Annotated in this window: 10 protein-coding genes; 3 read left to right on the top strand and 7 right to left on the bottom strand. The window is 72.1% G+C overall.

The window, feature by feature from the left end:
• Nucleotides 1–4 precede the first annotated feature (4 nt).
• Nucleotides 5–3,442 (top strand): ATP-binding cassette domain-containing protein, encoded by a 3,438-nt coding sequence (locus IPG72_00760; protein MBK6767574.1) that lies wholly within the window; start codon nucleotides 5–7, stop codon nucleotides 3,440–3,442.
• Between the two features lie 58 nt (nucleotides 3,443–3,500).
• Here the strand turns inward: IPG72_00760 and IPG72_00755 are convergent, their stop codons facing one another.
• The 6 genes from IPG72_00755 to IPG72_00730 all read right to left on the bottom strand — a co-directional run bounded on the left by IPG72_00755 (nucleotide 3,501) and on the right by IPG72_00730 (nucleotide 13,406).
• Nucleotides 3,501–3,779, bottom strand: a complete 279-nt coding sequence (locus tag IPG72_00755; GenBank protein ID MBK6767573.1) for a hypothetical protein — start codon at nucleotides 3,777–3,779, stop codon at nucleotides 3,501–3,503.
• Between the two features lie 291 nt (nucleotides 3,780–4,070).
• On the bottom strand, nucleotides 4,071–5,609 hold the full coding sequence (locus IPG72_00750; GenBank protein MBK6767572.1) for a discoidin domain-containing protein: 1,539 nt from the start codon (nucleotides 5,607–5,609) through the stop codon (nucleotides 4,071–4,073).
• A 148-nt stretch (nucleotides 5,610–5,757) separates the two neighbouring features.
• Complete coding sequence (locus IPG72_00745) at nucleotides 5,758–8,013, bottom strand: ScyD/ScyE family protein (protein MBK6767571.1); 2,256 nt, start codon at nucleotides 8,011–8,013, stop codon at nucleotides 5,758–5,760.
• A 118-nt stretch (nucleotides 8,014–8,131) separates the two neighbouring features.
• The gene (alr, locus tag IPG72_00740) at nucleotides 8,132–10,705 is read right to left on the bottom strand and encodes an alanine racemase (protein MBK6767570.1); all 2,574 of its coding nucleotides are present in this window, start codon (nucleotides 10,703–10,705) and stop codon (nucleotides 8,132–8,134) included.
• Between the two features lie 46 nt (nucleotides 10,706–10,751).
• Nucleotides 10,752–11,873, bottom strand: a complete 1,122-nt coding sequence (locus IPG72_00735) for a hypothetical protein (protein MBK6767569.1) — start codon at nucleotides 11,871–11,873, stop codon at nucleotides 10,752–10,754.
• A 108-nt stretch (nucleotides 11,874–11,981) separates the two neighbouring features.
• Nucleotides 11,982–13,406: an MBL fold metallo-hydrolase gene (locus IPG72_00730; protein ID MBK6767568.1), complete on the bottom strand. Its 1,425-nt coding sequence runs from the start codon at nucleotides 13,404–13,406 to the stop codon at nucleotides 11,982–11,984.
• A 665-nt stretch (nucleotides 13,407–14,071) separates the two neighbouring features.
• Here IPG72_00730 and IPG72_00725 point away from each other — a divergent pair.
• The gene (locus IPG72_00725) at nucleotides 14,072–15,664 is read left to right on the top strand and encodes a peptide chain release factor 3 (GenBank protein ID MBK6767567.1); all 1,593 of its coding nucleotides are present in this window, start codon (nucleotides 14,072–14,074) and stop codon (nucleotides 15,662–15,664) included.
• 12 nt (nucleotides 15,665–15,676) lie between these two features.
• On the opposite strand, the gene IPG72_00720 is transcribed toward IPG72_00725, so the two are convergent.
• Nucleotides 15,677–17,728 (bottom strand): hypothetical protein, encoded by a 2,052-nt coding sequence (locus tag IPG72_00720; protein ID MBK6767566.1) that lies wholly within the window; start codon nucleotides 17,726–17,728, stop codon nucleotides 15,677–15,679.
• Between the two features lie 266 nt (nucleotides 17,729–17,994).
• On the opposite strand from IPG72_00720, the gene IPG72_00715 reads away from it, so the two are divergent.
• Entirely contained in the window at nucleotides 17,995–18,648 is a 654-nt protein-coding gene (locus IPG72_00715) for a sigma-70 family RNA polymerase sigma factor (protein MBK6767565.1), read from the top strand.
• Nucleotides 18,649–18,665 lie beyond the last annotated feature (17 nt).

Genomic DNA, 18,665 nt, shown 5'->3' with positions numbered 1-18,665 from the left:
CACCGTGACCCGCCGCCTCACCGCCCTCACGATCGCGCTCGCCAGCCTCGTCGGCTGCGGTGTGCTGACGGCACCGTTGTGGCCTGGCAGCGGGGCGGTCGCGGCGCGAGCGGCCGGGGCGCCGGTGCTGTTGGGCGGCATCGTCCTGCTCTGCTTTGCCGCCGCCGCACTCGAGGCCAGCGTCGGGCTCGGGCCGAAGGCGGTGGCGATGCTCGGGGCGCTCGTGGCGTTCAACAGCGTGCTGCGGTTTGTCGAGGTCATCGTACCGGGACCGGGCGAGTTCTCGCCGATCTTCGCGCTCGTGATCCTGGCCGGCTTCGCGTACGGCGCCCGGTTCGGCTTCCTGACGGGCGCGCTGACACTCATCGTCTCGGCCCTGATCACCGGCGGCGTCGGGCCGTGGCTGCCGTATCAGATGCTCGCCGCCGGCTGGGTCGGCCTGAGCGCCGGCTGGCTGCCGGGCGCCGGCGGCGGCCGCGTGGCGCCGCGGTCCACGGTGTGGGCGCTCGCCGTCTTCGGCGCGCTGTGGGGGATCGGCTACGGCGTGATCCTGACGCTCTGGGACTGGCAGTTCCGCGAGATCGGCGCCGCCGGCCCTCCGGCCGACGCCTGGCGCCGCTTCGTCGTGTTCTACCTCGCCACCTCGCTCCCGTTCGACGCCTTCCGCGCGGCCGGCAACGCCGCCCTCGTCATCCTCGCCGGCGGACCGACGCTGACGTTGCTGGGCCGTCTCGGGCGGCCGTTCGTGGACGTGGATTTCGACCGGCCGCACCGCGACCGCGGTGGATCGTCGCGGGGCGGGGGCAAGGGCGCACAGCCGTGCGCATCCACCTTCGATCATCGCGCGGACATCGATCATCGTGCCGGCGGGGGGCCAGGTGGTGCCGTCCGTGCAGCCCACCACCACCCCCACGCCTGGCTCGCCTGGCTCGTCGCCACGCTGGCGATCGGCTCCGTGACGCGCAACCCGCTCGTGCTCGTCCTCGTTTGGCTGGCGATCGGCGTCGTGCGGGGCGCGGTGATGCGGGGTGCGGCGATGCGGGGCGGCGGGGGCAAGGCGTGGCCGGTCGGGCGATGGGCGCCGTGGATCGTCGGGAGCACGGCGGTCTACAACGCGCTGATGGCACACAGCGGCGACACCGTGCTGGCGCGCATGCCCGCTTCGTGGCCGCTCGTCGGCGGGGCGATCACGCTCGAGGCCGTTGTCCAGGGCGTCGCGAACGGGTTGGCCCTGATCGTCCTGATGGCCGCCTTCGCCGCTTTCGAGGCCGCGCTGCCGACGCGGGCGATGCTCATGCTCGTTCCGCGCGCCTTCGGTTCGCTGGCGATCGCCGTCGCCGTGTCACTGACCGGCGTGCCGTCCGTGCGGCGGCAGCTGGCCGAGGTGCGCGAGGCGCTGGCGCTCCACGGTCAGACGGCCGGCTTGCGTGGCTTCGTCGCCGCGGCCGGACCGACGCTGGCGGGCGGGCTCGAGCGGGCGGTGCGCTTGGCCGAATCCCTCACGACGCGCGGGCTCGTCGCGGCCACACCGCCCCCAACTGCTGCCCGGGCGGCCATCGGCGGCGGCTTGGCGTTGCTGGCGCTTGGCGGCACCGGACTGGCGGCAGCACCCGGCGTGCTCTGGGCGGCGACGGCCATCGCGGGCGCCGCCGCCGTCACGATCGGCCTGCATGCGGCCGGGCGGGCGCACCATCGGACGGCGTGGCGACCGGTGCCGTGGCGGGCCGGCGACACGGCGCTCGTCGCGGCCGGCGCGGCCGTCCTCGGCCTGGCGATCTGGCCGGCAGCGCGCGCCACGCTGGCCTACTCGCCCTACCCGCGCGTCGGCTGGCCGCCCCTCGACCTCGCCGTCGTCTCCGGCTGCGCGCTGTTGGCGCTGCCGGCGTGGCGGTTGGTGCGGGGGTCGGATCGCATGGCCGACCGAGCACCGGCCGGGACGGCCGAGACAGACGGGCCTGTTGCGCCGTCACCGCCGGCCGCGATCCTGTGCGACGCGTTCGGCGTTCGATTCGCGCCCGAGGCGGTCCGCGATGCCGGACCGCCGGCCCTCTCCCCGCTCGACGCCTCGTTCGCCGGCGGGATCACGCTCGTCGCCGGCCCGAGCGGCGCCGGCAAGTCGACGCTGCTGCGGGCGATGTGCGGCCTCGTGCCGCACTTCACGGGCGGGCGCGTCACCGGCCGCCTGCGTGTCGGCGACCGCGATCCGGTGGCCCTCGGGCCGGTGGCGATGGGCGGCACGGTCGGCTTCGTCAGCGACACGCCCGAGGGCGCGTTCGCCCTCGACGAGGTGGCCGACGAGGTCGCGTTCGCCCTCGAGCAGCAGGGCTGGCCGACCGACCGCATCGCTGCCGCCGTCGGCGGCGCGCTGCACGCCGCCACCGTCGGGCCGCTGGCCGATCGGGCGATCGACACGCTTTCGGGCGGCGAGGCGCAGCGGGTGGCGATCGCGACGGCGCTGGCCCGATCGCCCGCCGTCCTCATCCTGGACGAGCCGACGTCCCAGCTGGACGACGGGCACGCGGCAGCCGTGCTGGCGGTGGTCCGCGCGCTGGCCGATGCGGGCGTGACCGTCGTGCTGTCCGAGCACCGCCTCGAGCGCGTCGCGCCGCTGGCCGATCGGATGTTGTGGCTGCCCGGGGGCGGCGCGGCCGGGATCGTCGGACCGCCGGCCGAGGTGCTGGCGGGGCTGGCGCTGCCGACGCCGGCGACGCGGCCGACGCGGGCCGATCGGCCCGGCGCCGCACGGGGCGGGACGGCGGACGATGCACGTCGCGACGATGTCGGTGCGGATCGCGCTCCGATGCCGGCGCTGGCCTTCGACGGCGTCGCCTTCGCTTACGGCGAAGAGCCGTTGTTCGCCGACGTCACACTGTCCGTCGCGCCGGGCGAGCTCGTGGTGCTCATGGCGCCGAGCGGCGCCGGCAAGACGACGCTCCTGCGGCTGGCGGCGGGGCTCCGTCGTCCGACCGCCGGCCGGATTCGGGTCGCCGGACGCGATGTCGCAGGCGAGCCGCCGCACGTTGTCGCGCGGCGCCTGGCCTACGTGCCGCAGGCGGCGGGGCAGCTGCTCGTCGGCAACACCGTCGGTGCGGCGATCGGGCACGCGACGGCGGTGTGGGCCGGCGGATCGGCGACGGCTGCGACCGATGACTTCTTGGACCGGCTGGCTGTCGGTCATCTCACCGCGCGGCATCCGCTCGATCTGAGCGCCGGCGAGCGCCAGCGGATCGCGCTCGCGCTCGCCCTCGCCCCTGGCCGCCCGGCCGCGGCGCTGGACGAGCCGACGCGCGGCCTGGATGCGTGGGCGTTGGTGCGGCTCGTCGATGTGCTGCAGGGATGCCGTTCGGCGGGCGTCGGCGTGCTCGTCGCGACGCACGATCGGCGGATCGTGGGGGCGGCGGATCGGGTGGTGGGGGTGGGGTGGGCGGGCGTGGGTGGGTGAAGGAAGGCGAAGGGGTCGGCGGGGCCGACGACCTGCGGGCGACGCGTTCGCGTCGGCCCTACGGGGCGGTGTCGGCGGGGGGGACTTCGTCCTTGTCCGGGGTCGGCACGATGAGGTCGCTGGTCAGGGCTTCGTCCAGCTCGGCCAAGGACGCGTAGCCGGCGGAGAGAACGGCTTGGCGGACGAGGCCGAGCGCCTCGCCGCGGAGGTGGGGAGCCAGCTGGCCGAAGTTCTGGTAGAGGCGATGGCGACCGCTGGAAGACATGAGGGTCTTGACGGCCAACTGCTTGCGGCGCGCGTTGATCTCGACGGAGACGACGCTTTCGTGACTGGCCATTGCGGCTTTGTATCCTCTGGTGGGGTTGGGAGCACGTGTTGTCGCGGGAAGCGCACTGCTTCGGGAATCGCGCGTTGCCGCGCAGCGCACGGTGTCGGGCAGCGTGGCGTGCCTAGCATCACACTGTGCCCGGCATCACACTGTGCCTGGCATCACACTGTGCCCGGCATCGCACGGCGACAGGCATTGTACCCGCAAAAGCACGCGACGGGCGGGAAGCAGAGCCTCCCGCCCGTCGCGTCTGTGGCAGGGCTACCCCAGGCGGGTCCTGGGTGTGTCAGTTGTGGAACGTCACTCGGTGGCAGCCGTCACCGGCGCCGGCACGGCGCCGGACGGGAGCTGGACCGGGCCGATCGAAGGACCGCCGACGCCGAAGCCGTCGGTGCCGGGTGCGCTCCGCCCGGCGGCGCCGCGCAGCTCGAACCCGCCGAGCGGCAACGGGGGCGGCGGCGGGGCGGGCACGGTCGGGGTCGGGGGCGTGATGCTGCCCCCGCTGCTGCCGGCGGTGTAGCGCAGGATCTCGAACTCCCGCAGGGCAACCGTCGTCGCCGGTCCGGCGGTGGCCGAGAGGAGGAGGTAGCGGGTGTTGAACGCCCGCAGGTCGATCGTCTCGTCGCCGCCCGTCGCGTTGCGGCGCTCGTACAGGCCGGCCCAGGTGGAGCCGTTCCAGGCGTAGAGAATGTATGCGGAGGCGTGCTTGCCGGCCGCCCAGCGCAGGATCACGCGGTTGATCGTCGTCGTCGTGCCGAGGTCGACGTAGATCCAGCCCGGCAGGCGGGCCGTTTCGAACTGCGTGTTCACGTCGCCGTCCACGGCGCTGGCCGCCGGGAAGCCGGGCGTCTCGTGCTCGGCCGATACCGTCTTGCCGCGCGCCACGTTCTCCCATGTCGGGCCGCTGCCACCGGCCGTCGCGCCCGGACCCTTGAAGATCCAGTCGCGCAGCTCGTAATGGCCGCCGGACAGGTACGGGTTCGCGAGGTAGAGCATGAAGTACCGGCCGCGAACGGAACCGCCGCCGCGGATCGTCCAGGTGTCGTTGCCCGTGCCGTAGTTCGTTGACCCCATCTGGCGCCAGGCATTCGCGCTGGCGATCCACTGGTAAAGCGAGTAGCCGCGGGCATGCCGCTGCGGGCCCCAGAGCGTCTGGATGCTGGCAACATCCGTGTCGGCGCCGAGGTCGACGTAGATCCACTGGATGTTCTGGGAGCGATAGAACGGATCGCTGCCCGGCTGGCTGGACCAAGGTGTGTTCGGATCCGCGTCGACGGCGTTCTCCGGCGGGAAGCCGGGCTGGGACGACGAGGCGACGATCGTCCGGCCGAACGCCAGGTTGTCGCTCCCGCTCGCGCCGCCAACGGGCGTCGCGGTCGGCACGCCGGGCAGCGGCGTGGCCGTTGGCGGCGGCACGGCGGTTGCGGTGGCCGTCGCCTGCCCGGGGACCGTCGTGCCGTTGGGACACGGGTTCGTCTGGTTCTGGATGCTGACGACGTTCAGATACGTTCCGCCGGTGCACGCCACCCGAGTCCCCGAGACCTCGACCCACTGGCCGTAGAAGGCCGCGAACGACCCGGACCCGCCCGGACCCTTGAGCTGTTCGACGACCGCGCCGGTGCAGTCCAACAGCACGGCGTCCGGGAAGCAGACACCGACGCCGGTCGTGACGATGCCGGTGGCCTGGACGGCCTGCTGCATCGGGGCGGCCATCGGCGCATTGGCCGGCGCGGCGCCGGCGGGCGGCATGGGTGCCAGTGTTGCCAGGACCAGCCCGGCTGTTGCGGCAACGGCCGCCACGAACGATACGGAATGGATGAAACGGTTGAATCGGGACACGTCGCTCTCCTCTCCCCTTCAATAGGGCCATTCGGCCCACAATGAACGCACGGCCGATACGGCCGAGTGCGTGGGGCCGATAACGACGACCGCCGGCCTGCGTTATGCAGGCCGGCGGTCAGTTTCCGGACGAATGTCGGTCGAGCGGTCAGCCGCCCAAGGGCACCAGCTTCAGGCCGATCGGCAGGAAGATCTTGTGGCCGGTCGTCGGCGTCGTCGCGGTCGGCGTCGTCGGCGTCGGGACGGGCGTCGTGGGCGAGGGCGTCGTCGGCACGGCCGTCGGGACGCCGGACGGATCGAGCGCGCCGGCGGCGATTCGGCCGATGGTGTCCGGGCTCTGGCTGGCCCGCCCCGTGGCCGGCCCGTCGATGTCATAGGTCACGAGCACGTCGCCGCTCGGCTCGAACGCCATCGCCGTGACGGACGAAACGCTCTTCACGACCGGCATGGTCTGCACCGCCCCGCCCGTCGCGGACAGCTCGGGGACGTACGAGATTCGCCGCGCGCCGAGTTCGGCGACGTACAGCCGGCCGGCCGGGCTGTAGGCGAGCGCCGTCGGCCGATCGAGGCCGGCGACGAGCTCGTTCGTCTCGTTCTCGTCCATGACGTCCCCGTCCTTGTTCACGTCCGTCAGCCGCAGGATGCGGCCGGACGGCGCCTGGAAGCCGCCGAGGAGCGAGACGTAGGCGGTGAACGGGTCGACGGGCGAGAAGGCGAGGTCGGTCGGGATCGCCTGCTGGGCGCCGTCCTCGTACGGTTCGAGAACCGCCCAGGTCGAGAGCGCGCCGGTCGTCGGGTCCAGCTTGAGGATGTCGTTCGCGCCGGCATCGATGACGAACACGGCGTCGCCGGCGGGGCTCGGGACGAGGCGCCACGGGTTGGAATCGATGCCGCCCTGCGTCGGGTCGGCACCGTCCGGGTTGTTGGCGGTCTCGTAGGCCAGCGTGTCCGCCAGCACGGTCGGGGTGCCAAGGATCAGCCCGACCTTCAGGATCTTGGCCGCCTCGGCCGGGCGGAGCTGCCCTGGGCCGCCGGACTGGGCGATCAGCAGGTTGAGCGATGTCGGCGGCGTGTTCGGATCGAGCGGCCACGGGATCGCGTGGTTCGCGCCGACGATCCCGGCGCCCGGGTCGATGGCATTCGTCATGTTGTCCGTGATCGCCAACTGCAGCGCCGGGTTGTCGAGCCCGAGCACCTGGACGCGACCGTCGCCGTTGCCGGGCGTGAACTCGCCGGGCTTCGGCGAGCCGGTGCCGCCCTCGCTGACGATGAGCACGTCCTGCTCGACGCCCTGGAAGTTCACGCTCTGGAACCACAGGCCGTGCGGGTTCTTCAGGTCGCGGATGACGGGCGTCACCGCGCTCGTCGACGGCTCGGTCGGGACCGGCGTCGTCGGCACGGCGGTCGTCGGCGACGGCGCAGGCTCCGTCGGCACGTCGCCCGCCACGACGAGCGTGCCCTCCATGCCGTTCGCGCGGTGCATCCCGACGGAGCAGTAGTAGACGTACGAGCCCGGCGTCGCCGGTGCGTCGAAGACGAGATCCTCCGTACCGGGGGCCTGGAACCGGCTCGTCTGCAGCTTGCGGCCGCCGTCGAGTTCGAAAACGATGTCGTGGAAGCCCATGTCGTTCTTGAACTCGATCGTCACCGGTTCGGACGGCTGGACGGTCACGCTGTTCGGGTCGAACTTGAAGTTCGTGCCGGTGATCGTCACTTTGCGGCGCTCGGGCGGCGCGGCGACGACGAGCGTGCCCTCCATGCCGTTCGCGCGGTGCATGCCGACCGTGCAGTAGTAGGCGTAGGTGCCCGGCGCCACGGGCGCGTCGAACTTCACGCTCTCCGTCGCGCCGGTCTGGATGCGCGCCGACTTCGCCTGCCGCCCGCCGTCCAGGTCGAAGACGATGTCGTGCGTGCCCTGCACGTTCTTGAACTGGACGTCGAGCGCCTCGCCCGGCGTCGCGGCGATCTCACTCGGCACGTACTTGTAGTTCGATCCCTCGACCGGCACGACGCGCGCCGCCTGGCCGGGGCTGCCGACGATGAGCGTGCCGGTCATGCCGAGCTGGCGGTGGTTGCCGACGTCGCAGTAGTAGTCGTACAGGCCGGGCTCCGCCGGCACGTTGAACTTGAGCTTGTGCGACACGCCGAGGGTGGCCGGCTCGGTCCCGACCGTGTTGCCGCCGCCCAAGTCGAAGCGGATCGAGTGGGCGCTCGTGAAGCCGACGCCGACGAAGGTGATGTCCAACTCCTCACCGGGATCCGCCGTGATCTCGGTCTTGTCGAACGTGTTGTCGCTGCCGGCGATCGTGATCGCGCGCTGCGGCGCCGCAAGCGCGATCGCGCCGCCGACGAGGGCGGTAGACAGGGCGAGTGCGACGGCGCCCAATCGGGTCATGCCATGCATGCAGAGGTCCTTTCATGTCGAAACAGGGCGCATTCGAATAACGGGATTCGCTGCGGTTGGGCGGGGTCGGAAGCCAGAGGATGCACGTTTGTGGTCGTTCCGACAAGCGATAATGCCCTCAAACCCGCGCCACCCGCGCCAGGATCTGGCTGACGACCTCGTAGTTGATCGTCCCGAGCCACCCCGCCACCGTCTCGGCCGAGATCGCCTCCCGACCCTGGCGACCGATGAGGACGACCTCGTCGCCCGGCCGCACGCCCGGGATGTCCGTCACGTCGATCGCCGCCTGGTCCATCGAGACTCGGCCGACGATCGGGGCCGGCGCCTCGCGGACGAGGACGTGCTGCCAGCGCGCCGGGCCGCGGCGGAAGCCGTCGGCGTAGCCGACCGGGATCGTGGCGACGCGCGACGGGCGGGCGGCCGACCACGTCCGCCCGTAGCCGACGGTTTCGCCCACGTCGAGGTCGTGGACCTGCGCGACCTGTGTCTTCCAGCGCAGCGCCGGCCGGAGCACCGGATCGCCGACCTCACTCGACGGCGTCAGGCCGTAGAGGGCGATGCCGGGTCGGACGAGGTCGAACGCCGCATCCGGGCGGCTCAGGACGGCGGCGCTGTTGGCGGCATGCACGACGGGCGGACGCAGCTCGGCGGCCTCGAGGTCGGCGACGACGGCGCGGAAGGCGGCGAGCTGCGCATCCGTGGCGGCGTGCGATGGCGGCGCGGCCTCATCGGCCACGGCCAGGTGGGTGAATAGGCCGACGACGACGACGTGCGACAGGCCGCGGAGGTCGCGCACGAAGCCGAGCACGTCGGCGGGCGCCAAGCCGAGCCGGTGGAGCCCGGTGTCGACCTTCACGTGAACCGCCACGACGCGGTCGAGGTCGCGGCCGGCGTCGTCGAGCGCGCGGGCCGTGTCGCGGTCGTAGACGGCGAGTTCGACGTCAACCGCTGCGGCGTCGCGGGCCTGCCAGGCGGGCGTCCAGCCCAGCACGAGGACGGGCGCGTCGATTCCCTCGCGCCGGAGCGCCGCCGCTTCGGCCAGGCAGGCGACGCCGAGGCTGTCCGCGCCATTGTGGAGCACGGTGCGCGCGATGCGGACGGCGCCGTGGCCGTAAGCGTCGGCCTTGATGACGGCCATCAGCCGCGCGCCGCCGGCCAGCTCCTTGAGCCGACGCGTATTGTCGGCGACGGCTCCGAGGTCGATCTCCAGCCACGTGGGTCGGTCCGGGCGGAGGACGACGATCTGGCGCCAGGCGGCATCCTGGCGGACAAGGACATCGACGGCGCGCTCGGGGTCGGCCATCAGCCCGGTGGTGACGTGCTCCATGCGCGCGACGGCGCTGCCCTTGACGAGGACGACGGTGTCGGCGTCGAGGAGCGGTTCGACCACCGCGATGGCGTCCTGGGCGCGGTACGTGACGGTGACCCGGTCGCCCGCCAGCCCGGCCGCCCGCGCCCCGGCGGCGATCCCCTCGGCCTCGGTGCCGCGCGTGACGAGGCGGTCGACGACGCGCGCGGCGTGCGCGCCGACGTCGCGATGGGCCTCCGCCGAGGCGTCGCCCAGCTCGGCCATGTCACCGAGGACGGCGACTCGCCGGCCGGCGGGCAGCGCGGCCAGCACGTCGAGCGCGGCAGCGACGGCGGCCGGGCTGGCGTTGTAGCTGTCGTCGAGGATGGTGCTGCCGGCGCGGCCGGGGAGCGGGTTCAGCCGGCCTTTCTGCGGCGGCAGCGTCGCCAGCCGCGCCACGACCTCGTCGACGGTCAGCCCGAAGCGGCGGCCGACGGCCACGCCCATGAGGGCGGCGGTGACGAAGTGGGCGCCGAGCCACGGGATGCGGGCAGGGATCGTCACGCCGTCGCCCACCTCGCGCACGACGATGTCGAACGCCGTGCCGTCGCGCGCGAGGCGGAGGTGGGTGGCCGAGACGTCGGCCGCCGGATCGCCCGCGCTGCTGACCGTGGTCACGGACGCGCGCGTCCGATCCCGCATGCGGGCCACGCGCGGGTCGTCGGCGTTCAGGATGGCCAGGCCATCGACGGGCAGCGCCTCGACGAGCATGCCCTTCTCGCGCTCGATGCCGTCGAGGTCGCCCAGGGCGTGCAGGTGCGCGGGGGCGACGCGGGTGACGAGGGCGACGGTCGGCGGGGCGATCGCGGTGAGCTCGGCGATCTCGCCGAAGCGGTCCGTCGCCATCTCGAGGACGAGGGCATCGGGGGCGCCGGCTCGGTCGTCGATCTCACCGAGGGCGATCGGGAGACCGAACATGTCGTTGAAGTTGCCCGGGTTGCGGAAGACGTAGAGGCGCCCGCCGAGGACGTGGGCGACGAGGTCCTTGGCCGACGTCTTCCCGACGCTGCCGGTGATCCCGACGACCGGCGAGCCGAGGTCCCGAACGCGCCGCGCCGCCCAGCGCTGCAGGGCCACCCGTGTGTCCGGCACGACGACGCACGTCGCGCCCCAAGATGCGACGTCGACCGGCCGTTGGCACAGGACGCCGGTCGCACCGCCGCGCAGGGCGCTCGCGATGTGGTCGTGGCCGTCGGCCTTGGCCGTCTGGACGGCGACGAACAGCTGACCCGGGCGGATGATCCGCGAGTCGTAGGCGAAGCCCGACCAAGTATCGGCGAAGACCGGTCCGGCGACGGCGGCGGCGGGGAGGGCGGCGAGGAGGTCGGGCAGGCGGACGGTCATGGGCGGCTGGCCTGAAGGTGACGCATCGCCGGACGATCGGCCTGCATCACGCCAGCGGCCCGCGCTTCGCCCCGTGCGCGGCCATCGACCGTTCGAGGATCGTCGTCAGCAGGTCGTGCGGCAGGATGCCCTCTTCGATCGGGCCGAGGAAGATCGTCGAACTCGGGCTCGATCCGGGCAGCGTGTTCGGCTCGCCGACGATGATGCGCGGTGTCGCGCCGGCGTCGATGTCGGCGTTGGTGTCGGTGTCGGTGTCGGTGTCGGTGTCGACAACATACATGTCGATGCGGGCGAAGACGCGCAGTTGGAGGGCGGTGAACGCCCGCTCGGCCGTGTCGCGCACGGCGTCGAGGACGGCGGCCGGCAGGCGCGCCGGGGTGATGTTCTCGCCGTAGCCGGGCAGGAACTTCTCTTCGATCGTCAGGAACGCGCCCTTGGCGGGCGTCTCGGTCGGCGCGAACGCGCGCGGCCGGCCGGCCGCGTCCTCGAGGACAACGACGGTGACCTCGACGCCGCTGAGGTGCTCCTCGACGAGGGCGTGCGTGTCCCAGCGGAGCGCTTCGTCGATGCTCGTGCGGAGCGCGTCGACGTCCTGCGGTACGGCGAGGGCCGTCGAGCATCCTTCGCGACTGGGCTTGACGACGCACGGGAGGCCGGGCGCGGCGGCGATGCGCGCGACGATCGCGTCGGCGTCGGCGGCCCACGCGGCGGCCGGGACGTCGACGGTGGCCGGGACGTCGATGCCGGCCTGTCGGAGCAGATCGCGCTGGACGCGCTTGTCCATCCCGAGCGCGCTGCCGAGCACGCCCGAGCCGACGTACGGCACATCGATCAGCTCGAGCAAGCCCTGGAAGCAGCCGTCCTCGCCGTACTTGCCGTGCAGTCCGATGTACACGATGTCGAAACGCTCCGCGAGCAACTCCCACGGCAGCCGCTCGGCGTCGTGCGCCAGGCGCGCATCGATGTCGGCGCACGTGTTCTGGACGACGAGCGGCAGCGGGATGGCCCAGAGGCCGCCGCGGGCATCCATATAGACGGCGGTCGGATCCCAACGAGCGCGGTCGATGGTCTGGAAGATGTGCCGACCGCTCTCGAGCGAGATCTCGCGCTCGGAGGAGCGGCCGCCGAGGACGACGGCGACGCGGGGGCGGAGAGGGAGGGCGGTCATCGGTGGGCTGGGCTCCATCGTCGGGTTCATCGACCCTTTAGATCGCGCTGGATGATAGCGACTCGCATCAACCGGATCCCAGCCGGATCCCAGCCGGATCCCATCGACCTAGAGGTCGAAGACCTGGCCCCGCGCCGGAACCTCCACCGACCGCATCCCGCGCGCCTTCAGATCGCCCGCCAGCTTGAACGCGACGTCCTCCTCGCCGTGGACGAGGAAGGTGCGCTGCAAGGTGCCGCGCGCGTGCACGCCGTCCGCCCAGGCGATCAGCTCGTCGTGGTCGGCGTGGGCGCTGTAGCCGGTGATCTTCGTGATCTCGGCGCGGACTCCGTACGGCTCGCCGAAGACGAGGACGGGGTCGACCCCGTCGAGGATCTTGCGGCCGAGCGTCTCCTGGGCCTGGAAGCCGACGAACAGCACCGTCGTCGAGCTTTGGCCGAGGTGGTTCTTGAGGTGGTGGAGGATCCGGCCGCCCTCGCACATGCCCGAGGCGGCGATGATCACGGCCGGGCCGTCCATGAAGTTCAGCGCCTTCGACTCGTCGGCCGTCCGCAGGAATCGCAGGCCCGGGAAGCCGATCGGGTCGCCGTTGCGGTCCGCGGCCAGGGCGCGGGCCATCTCGTCGTCGTAGCACTCCGGGTGGCGGCGGAGGACCTCCGTGACGTTGATCGCCAGCGGGCTGTCGACGAAGACCGGGACGCGGGGCAGCTCGCCGGCCTCGAAGATCTGGTTGAGGCGGTACAACAGCTCCTGCGTCCGCCCGACGGCGAAGGCGGGGATGAGGAGCTTGCCGCCGTCGTGGATCTTGTCGGCCACGATCCGGCGGAGCGCCTCCTTGGCCTCGCCGGTGCCCTCGTGGCGGCGGTCGCCGTACGTGCTCTCCATGATCAGGACCTCGGCGCCGTCCGGCACCTCGGGATCGGGGACGATCGGCATCCCGGTGCGCCCGATGTCTCCGCTGAAGACGAGGCGGCGGCGAACCTCGGGCGCGTGTAGGCCGAGGCCGGGCTCGGACAGGTCCAGGATCACGCTGGCGGCGCCGATGATGTGCCCCGCGAAGATGAGCCGGGCCTCGACGCCCGGGATCGGGCTGAAGGTCTGGCCGAACGGCACGGACTGCATGAGCGACAGCGTCGCCTCGACATCGTCCGATGTGTAGAGCGGCTCGAACGGCCGCTGGCGCTTGGCCTCGCGGCGGCGGTTGACGTACTTGACGTCGCTTTCCTGGATGTGGGCCGAGTCCAACAGCATCGGCCGGCAGAGGTCCTGCGTGGCGGCCGAGGTGTAGATCGGCCCGCGGAAGCCGCCCTTCACGAGCGAGGCCAGGTTGCCGCTGTGGTCGATATGGGCGTGGGACAGGATCACGGCATCGATCGATCGCGGGTCGAACGGCAATACGCGGTTGCGCTCGAACGCGATCTTGCGCGGGCCCTGGAACAGGCCGCAGTCCAGCAGGAGGCGCCGGCCGCCGACGTGCACGAGGTGCATCGAGCCGGTGACGGTGCGGGCGGCGCCCCAGAACTGGAGTTGCATGGGTGGGGGGTCCTTGGGGGGCGGGGGCGATGGACTGCGGAGAGGGGCGGATGGTGGGGGCAATGGTAACACGGGGTGGGTGGCCTGCGGCCCTCTCCCCCCGACCCCCTCCCCCAAGTCTGGGGGAGGGGGAGGATGGTTGGCGGGCGATCCATGGGGCGGCGTGGGCGAAACGGTGAGCCGGTAACCTGCGATTTGGCCCGATTCGCGTTCGCGATGCGCCGTGCCCAGGGCGCGACGACGTTCATGCGCGATCCATGCCGCTGAGACATGCGGCCACTTCAAGTCGCCAGAACCACGTCGGGATCGACCGCCATGCTCACGGCATATCTCAACGCCGTCATGCACGCTGCGCACCACGAGTTGATCGAGGGCGATACGGCGTTCTACGCCGAGATCCCGGGCTTCCAGGGCGTGTATGCGAACGCGGCGACCCTCGAGGCGTGCCGTGCCCCTCCACCCAGGACAGGTGCTAGAATCGCCATCCGAGCGCCGCTTCGGCGCGCCGCGTGCGAACGATCACGCGCGAACCATGACTGCAGTCTCCTCGCTCAAGCTCGAGCATCCACTCGGCGCGTTCCGAGCGTGGTGCGTGAGGCGGGGAAGATCAAATGACGATCAGCAGCGCGCCGTCCCCAGCCTTGCTGGCCGCGGCGCCGGTGTCCATGGCGGAGGCGATCCGCGTCCGCCGCACGTTCGCCATCCTGTCGCATCCGGATGCCGGCAAGACCACGCTCACCGAGCGGCTGCTCCTGCACGGGGGCGCCGTACAGGAGGCCGGGCTGGTCAAGGCGCGTCGTGGCCAACGGCGGGCGACCTCGGATTGGATGAAGATCGAGCAAGAGCGCGGGATCTCGGTCACGTCCACCGTGCTGCAGTTCAACTACGGTGGCTACGCGCTCAACTTGCTGGACACGCCGGGGCACGAGGACTTCTCGGAGGACACGTACCGCACGCTCCTGGCGGCGGACAGCGCCATCATGGTCATCGACGCGGCCAAGGGCATCGAGGATCAGACCCGGAAGCTGTTCCGCGTCTGTCGCCAGCGCGGCATCCCGATCGTCACGTTCATCAACAAGATGGACCGCCCGACCCGGGACGTGTTCGGGCTGCTGGACCAGATCGAGCGCGAGCTGGCGATCCGCACCGTGCCGATGAACTGGCCGATCCGCCACCACGAGACGCTGCTGGGCGTCTGCGATCGAGCGACGGGCTTGGCGCACCTGTTCCCAGCCGGCCTGCCCCGGCACGCCGAACTTCAATCGCCGGACAGCACGCAGCCCATCGATTCGCTGGCCGGCCAACTGGATCCGGCGGCATACGCGCAGCTGGCGGAGGACTTGGCCCTGCTCGATGCGGCCAGCGAACCGTTCGATCGCGGGCGCTACCTGACCGGCCAGCAGACCCCCGTGTTCTTCGGCAGCGCGCTGACCGGCTTGGGCGTGCAGCTCTTCCTGGACGCGTTCGTGGCCCTCGCGCCGCCGCCCAGCGCGCGCCATGCCGATGTCGGCGCCGTCCCCCCGGATCGGGACGGGTTCGCGGGCTTCGTCTTCAAGATCCAATCGAACATGGACCCCAAACATCGCGACAGCGTCGCCTTCGTTCGCGTCTGCGCCGGGCGCTTCGAGCGGGACATGTGGGTCGATCATGCCCGCACCGGCAAGCGGATCCGCCTCAGCCGACCGCACCGCACGTTCGCCCAATCGCGTGAGATCATGGAAGAGGCGTATCCCGGCGACGTCGTCGGGCTCGTCAACCCCGGCGTGTTCGCGGTGGGCGACTCCATCTCCGCTGGGCCGCCGGTCTGCTTCGACGCCCTTGGCCGCTTCGCGCCCGAACTGTTCGCTCGCCTGCACAACACGGACACCGCGCGCTACAAGCAGTTCCAGACAGGCATGCGCCAACTCGAGGCCGAGGGCGCGGTGCAGGTGTTCGTGACGACGGATACGATCCGGCGCGAACCGATCGTCGGCGCGGTCGGCCGGCTGCAGTTCGACGTCCTGCAATTCCGCCTCGAGAGCGAGTACGGGGCGCGGACGCGCCTCGAGTGGCTGCCGCACACCACGGCCCGTGTCGTGACGGGTGAGGCGCCCGGCCTGGCCATGCTCCCGCGGTCGAGCGTGATGCAGCTCGTCGATGCGGACGGAGCGACGGTGCTGCTCTTCCCGTCGAGCCGCGACGCCACGTTCTGGCAGGAGCGGCTGAAGTTGCCGCTGCGCGAGATCGGCGAGGAGGCCGGCGCGTTGCAGACCTGGTAGGTCGCGCCCGGCTCAGATGAAGGCCACGGCCGCTTGCTGAGGAGCCATCTCCAGCCGCGCCACTTCGAGTGTGAGCGTGCCGATCAAGGACTGGCCCGAGCCGCCCACCCGCTCACCGCGCCCGCCGCGCGATCGGCAGCCACAGACGCGGCGGCGCGGCGGCCGTCCACGTCGCCGCCGGGGCAGACGCGGTCGGGGCGCTCGTCGGCGTCGGCGTCGGCGTCGGCGTCGGCGTGGCGTCGGCGTGGATGATCCGATGGCCGTCGCCGTCGTGCCCACCGATGCCGTCGCACTCGCTGTCGCCGGCGCGTCCACTTCCGGCACATCGAACCCCACGGCCCGCCCCGGCCCCCACGCCCCGTTGTTCCCACGCGCCGCGACGACGGCGTAGTACGTGCCGGGCGGGAGGTCGGCGATGTCGACGACGAGGCTCGCCGCCTCGTCCCGGCTGTCGAACGCCCCGTCGCCGGCAACCAGCGCCGCACCGCCGCCGCTCGGCGACGTGGACGGAGGGAGAGATGCCGGCCAGTCGGCCCCCGGCCCGCCCGCGCGGCCGAAGAGCACCTCGGCACCTGCCGCCCAGCGCGCCGGCGTGCCTGCCACGTCGAGGTGAGCGTCGAGGCGGAGCGCGCGACCGTCGCCGCCGGGGGCCGGGACGATCGAGGCGGTCAGCGCCGCGACCTCGGGACCGCGGATGCGCGCATACGGCCGGTCGGCGAGGGCAAGCGTGAGGTCGAGCGCGGCGGCGTGGGGGTCGAGGGTCGCGTCGAGGTCGGTGCATCGCGGGAAGAAGTCGTCGCCGCGCAGCTCGATGACGTAGGCCGGGATCCCGAGCTCGCCGTAGGCCCAGTCGCGCGTGTTGCCGCTCACGGCGTAGAGCGCGGACTGCCGGGCGTAGTCGACGCGCGCGGCATAGCGATCGCCGATCGCGATCAGGCCGTCGGCGTTCGGCGGCGCGGCGGTCGTCCAGCCCCACGGCGTCAGCACCGTGCCGCGGTTCGTGAAGCTGTGGAAGTTGATGAGCACGCCCGTCGTGTCGTCGGGGGCGGCGTCGATGTCGGCGGGGGGCCGTTGGTCGGGCATGACCGCGCGCACGGCGGCCTCGTAGGCCGCGATCTCGGGCTCGGAGCCCGCGCTCCGGCCGCGATAGGTCTCGGCGCAGGCATCGTTCGAGCCGCCGCTGGCCGTCCACTTGAAGATGTGGTTGCGGTTCAGGTCGACGCCGTCGTGCTGGCCGGTCGTCGGCGGCCAGGCGCACGGCGTCGGCCGTGTTCCTGGCCGGGCGTTCTTGCGCCAGTACCACGGCGTCCCGCCGTACCGCCCGGTTGCGCCGAGCTCGACGAGCCGCCGGCCGTCCGGGTTCATCGCGATGCCGACGTAGACCTCGCGATGGTCGAGCAGCCACGTCACGTTCGGGTCGACGCCGTAGCCGGCGACGAGCCGCTCGATCGTCCGCCGCATCAGCTCCGTCGTCGCGAGCTCGCGCGCGTGGAGGCCGCCGTCGATCCAAAGGCGGCCCGTCTTCGGAGCGGTCGAGGCGGCGGCGGTGACGCGCGCCACGAGCACGTCGTCGCCGGGCAGCCGGTCGCCGCCGGGCGTCGTGCAGCCGCCGGCGGCCTTGCAGTAGCTGTCGCCGATGTCGAGCACCGTGACGAGGTCGGGTCGGGCCGCCGCGAGGTCGTTAAGCCAGGCCCCGAGGTCGTCCAGCGACGTGATGCACACCGGCCACGCCGCCAGCGCCGCCCGCCCCGCCCCGACGACACGCACCGGCAGCCCGGCGGCCACGGCCCGCGCGGCGGCGGCGCGGTCGACGGTCAGGCGCGTGGCACCGGCGTTGATCGCCTCCTCCCACGCCGGCAGCAGGCCTGCGATCGCCATCGCCTCGGCACCCGTCGGCGCGTCGAGATCGACGACGACGGGCTCGGCGTCGGCGGTGGTCGCCGACGTTGCCTTCATTGCCGACGTCGCCTTGGCACCGCGGGGCGGGTGGGCGACGGCCGACGCCGCGGCGACGGCGAACGCCACGGCGATCGTGGCGATCACCAGGCGGTGGGCGGCTGACATCGATTCGTGAGCGCTGCCTGAGGAATTGCTCATATCACTTGCCGTGCGAGTATCGTCATACACATTCGCAGCGCCCGCCGGCCGCGATCTTTGCCCTTACCCCACTCCAGCGGCCGGACCTGCCCCGATCGACGGGATCCCCCACCCCTGATTCGAGAGGCGCCTGTGCACAGTGTGACGTCCGAGAGCAGTGTGAAGTTCAAGCGGGAGCGCTTGGTTGCGCCCCCCGCGAGCACGATGGGTCCCGTGACCCCGGAGGCGAGGCGATGAGCCTCGAGAGCATCCGTAACACCGGTTCGCCGCCCCGCGTTATGACCGACAAGCCGGAGGATGGCGACGCCGCACCCAACCTGGATGCCGAGCGACAGCTGGCAGCCAAGGCATGCGGCGGCGACCGAGCCGCGTTCGGCACATTGTACGAGCGTTACGTCGACCGGATCTATCGCTATGTCTACTTCAAGGTGGGCAACCGGGCGCAAGCGGAGGACCTGACGAGTCAGACCTTCCTCAAAGCCTGGGATGCCATCGGCGACTACGAGTGGCGCGATCACCCGTTCGGGGCCTGGCTCTTCCGGATCGCCCACAATCTGGTCGTCGACTACCATCGCTCCCGCCGCGAGGTGTTGGGTCTGGACGACGCGACGCGACAGCTGGAGGCCAAGGCCAGCCGGGACGACGCTCGCCCCGAACGGATGCTGGCCGAACTGATCTCGATGGAGCGGGTCCGCCACGCCATCGGCCGCCTGACCGAGGAGCAGCAGCAAGTGCTCGTACTGAGGTTCTTCGAAGGACTGGACACCGGCGAGGTGGCCGATCTGATGGGCAAGCGCCGCGGCGCGATCCGCGGCCTGCAGTTCCGCGCCCTCTCGGCGCTGCGCGAGCTGCTGCACCGCGAACAAGACGAGCTCGTCCTGAGCTAGCGCGAACAGATATCGGA

It is taken from the genome of Candidatus Avedoeria danica (assembly GCA_016703025.1).
GTDB lineage: Bacteria > Chloroflexota > Anaerolineae > Epilineales > Epilineaceae > Avedoeria > Avedoeria danica.
The sequence above is the reverse complement of the archived record's forward strand: the minus strand, read 5'-3'. Positions and strand labels throughout refer to the sequence as shown.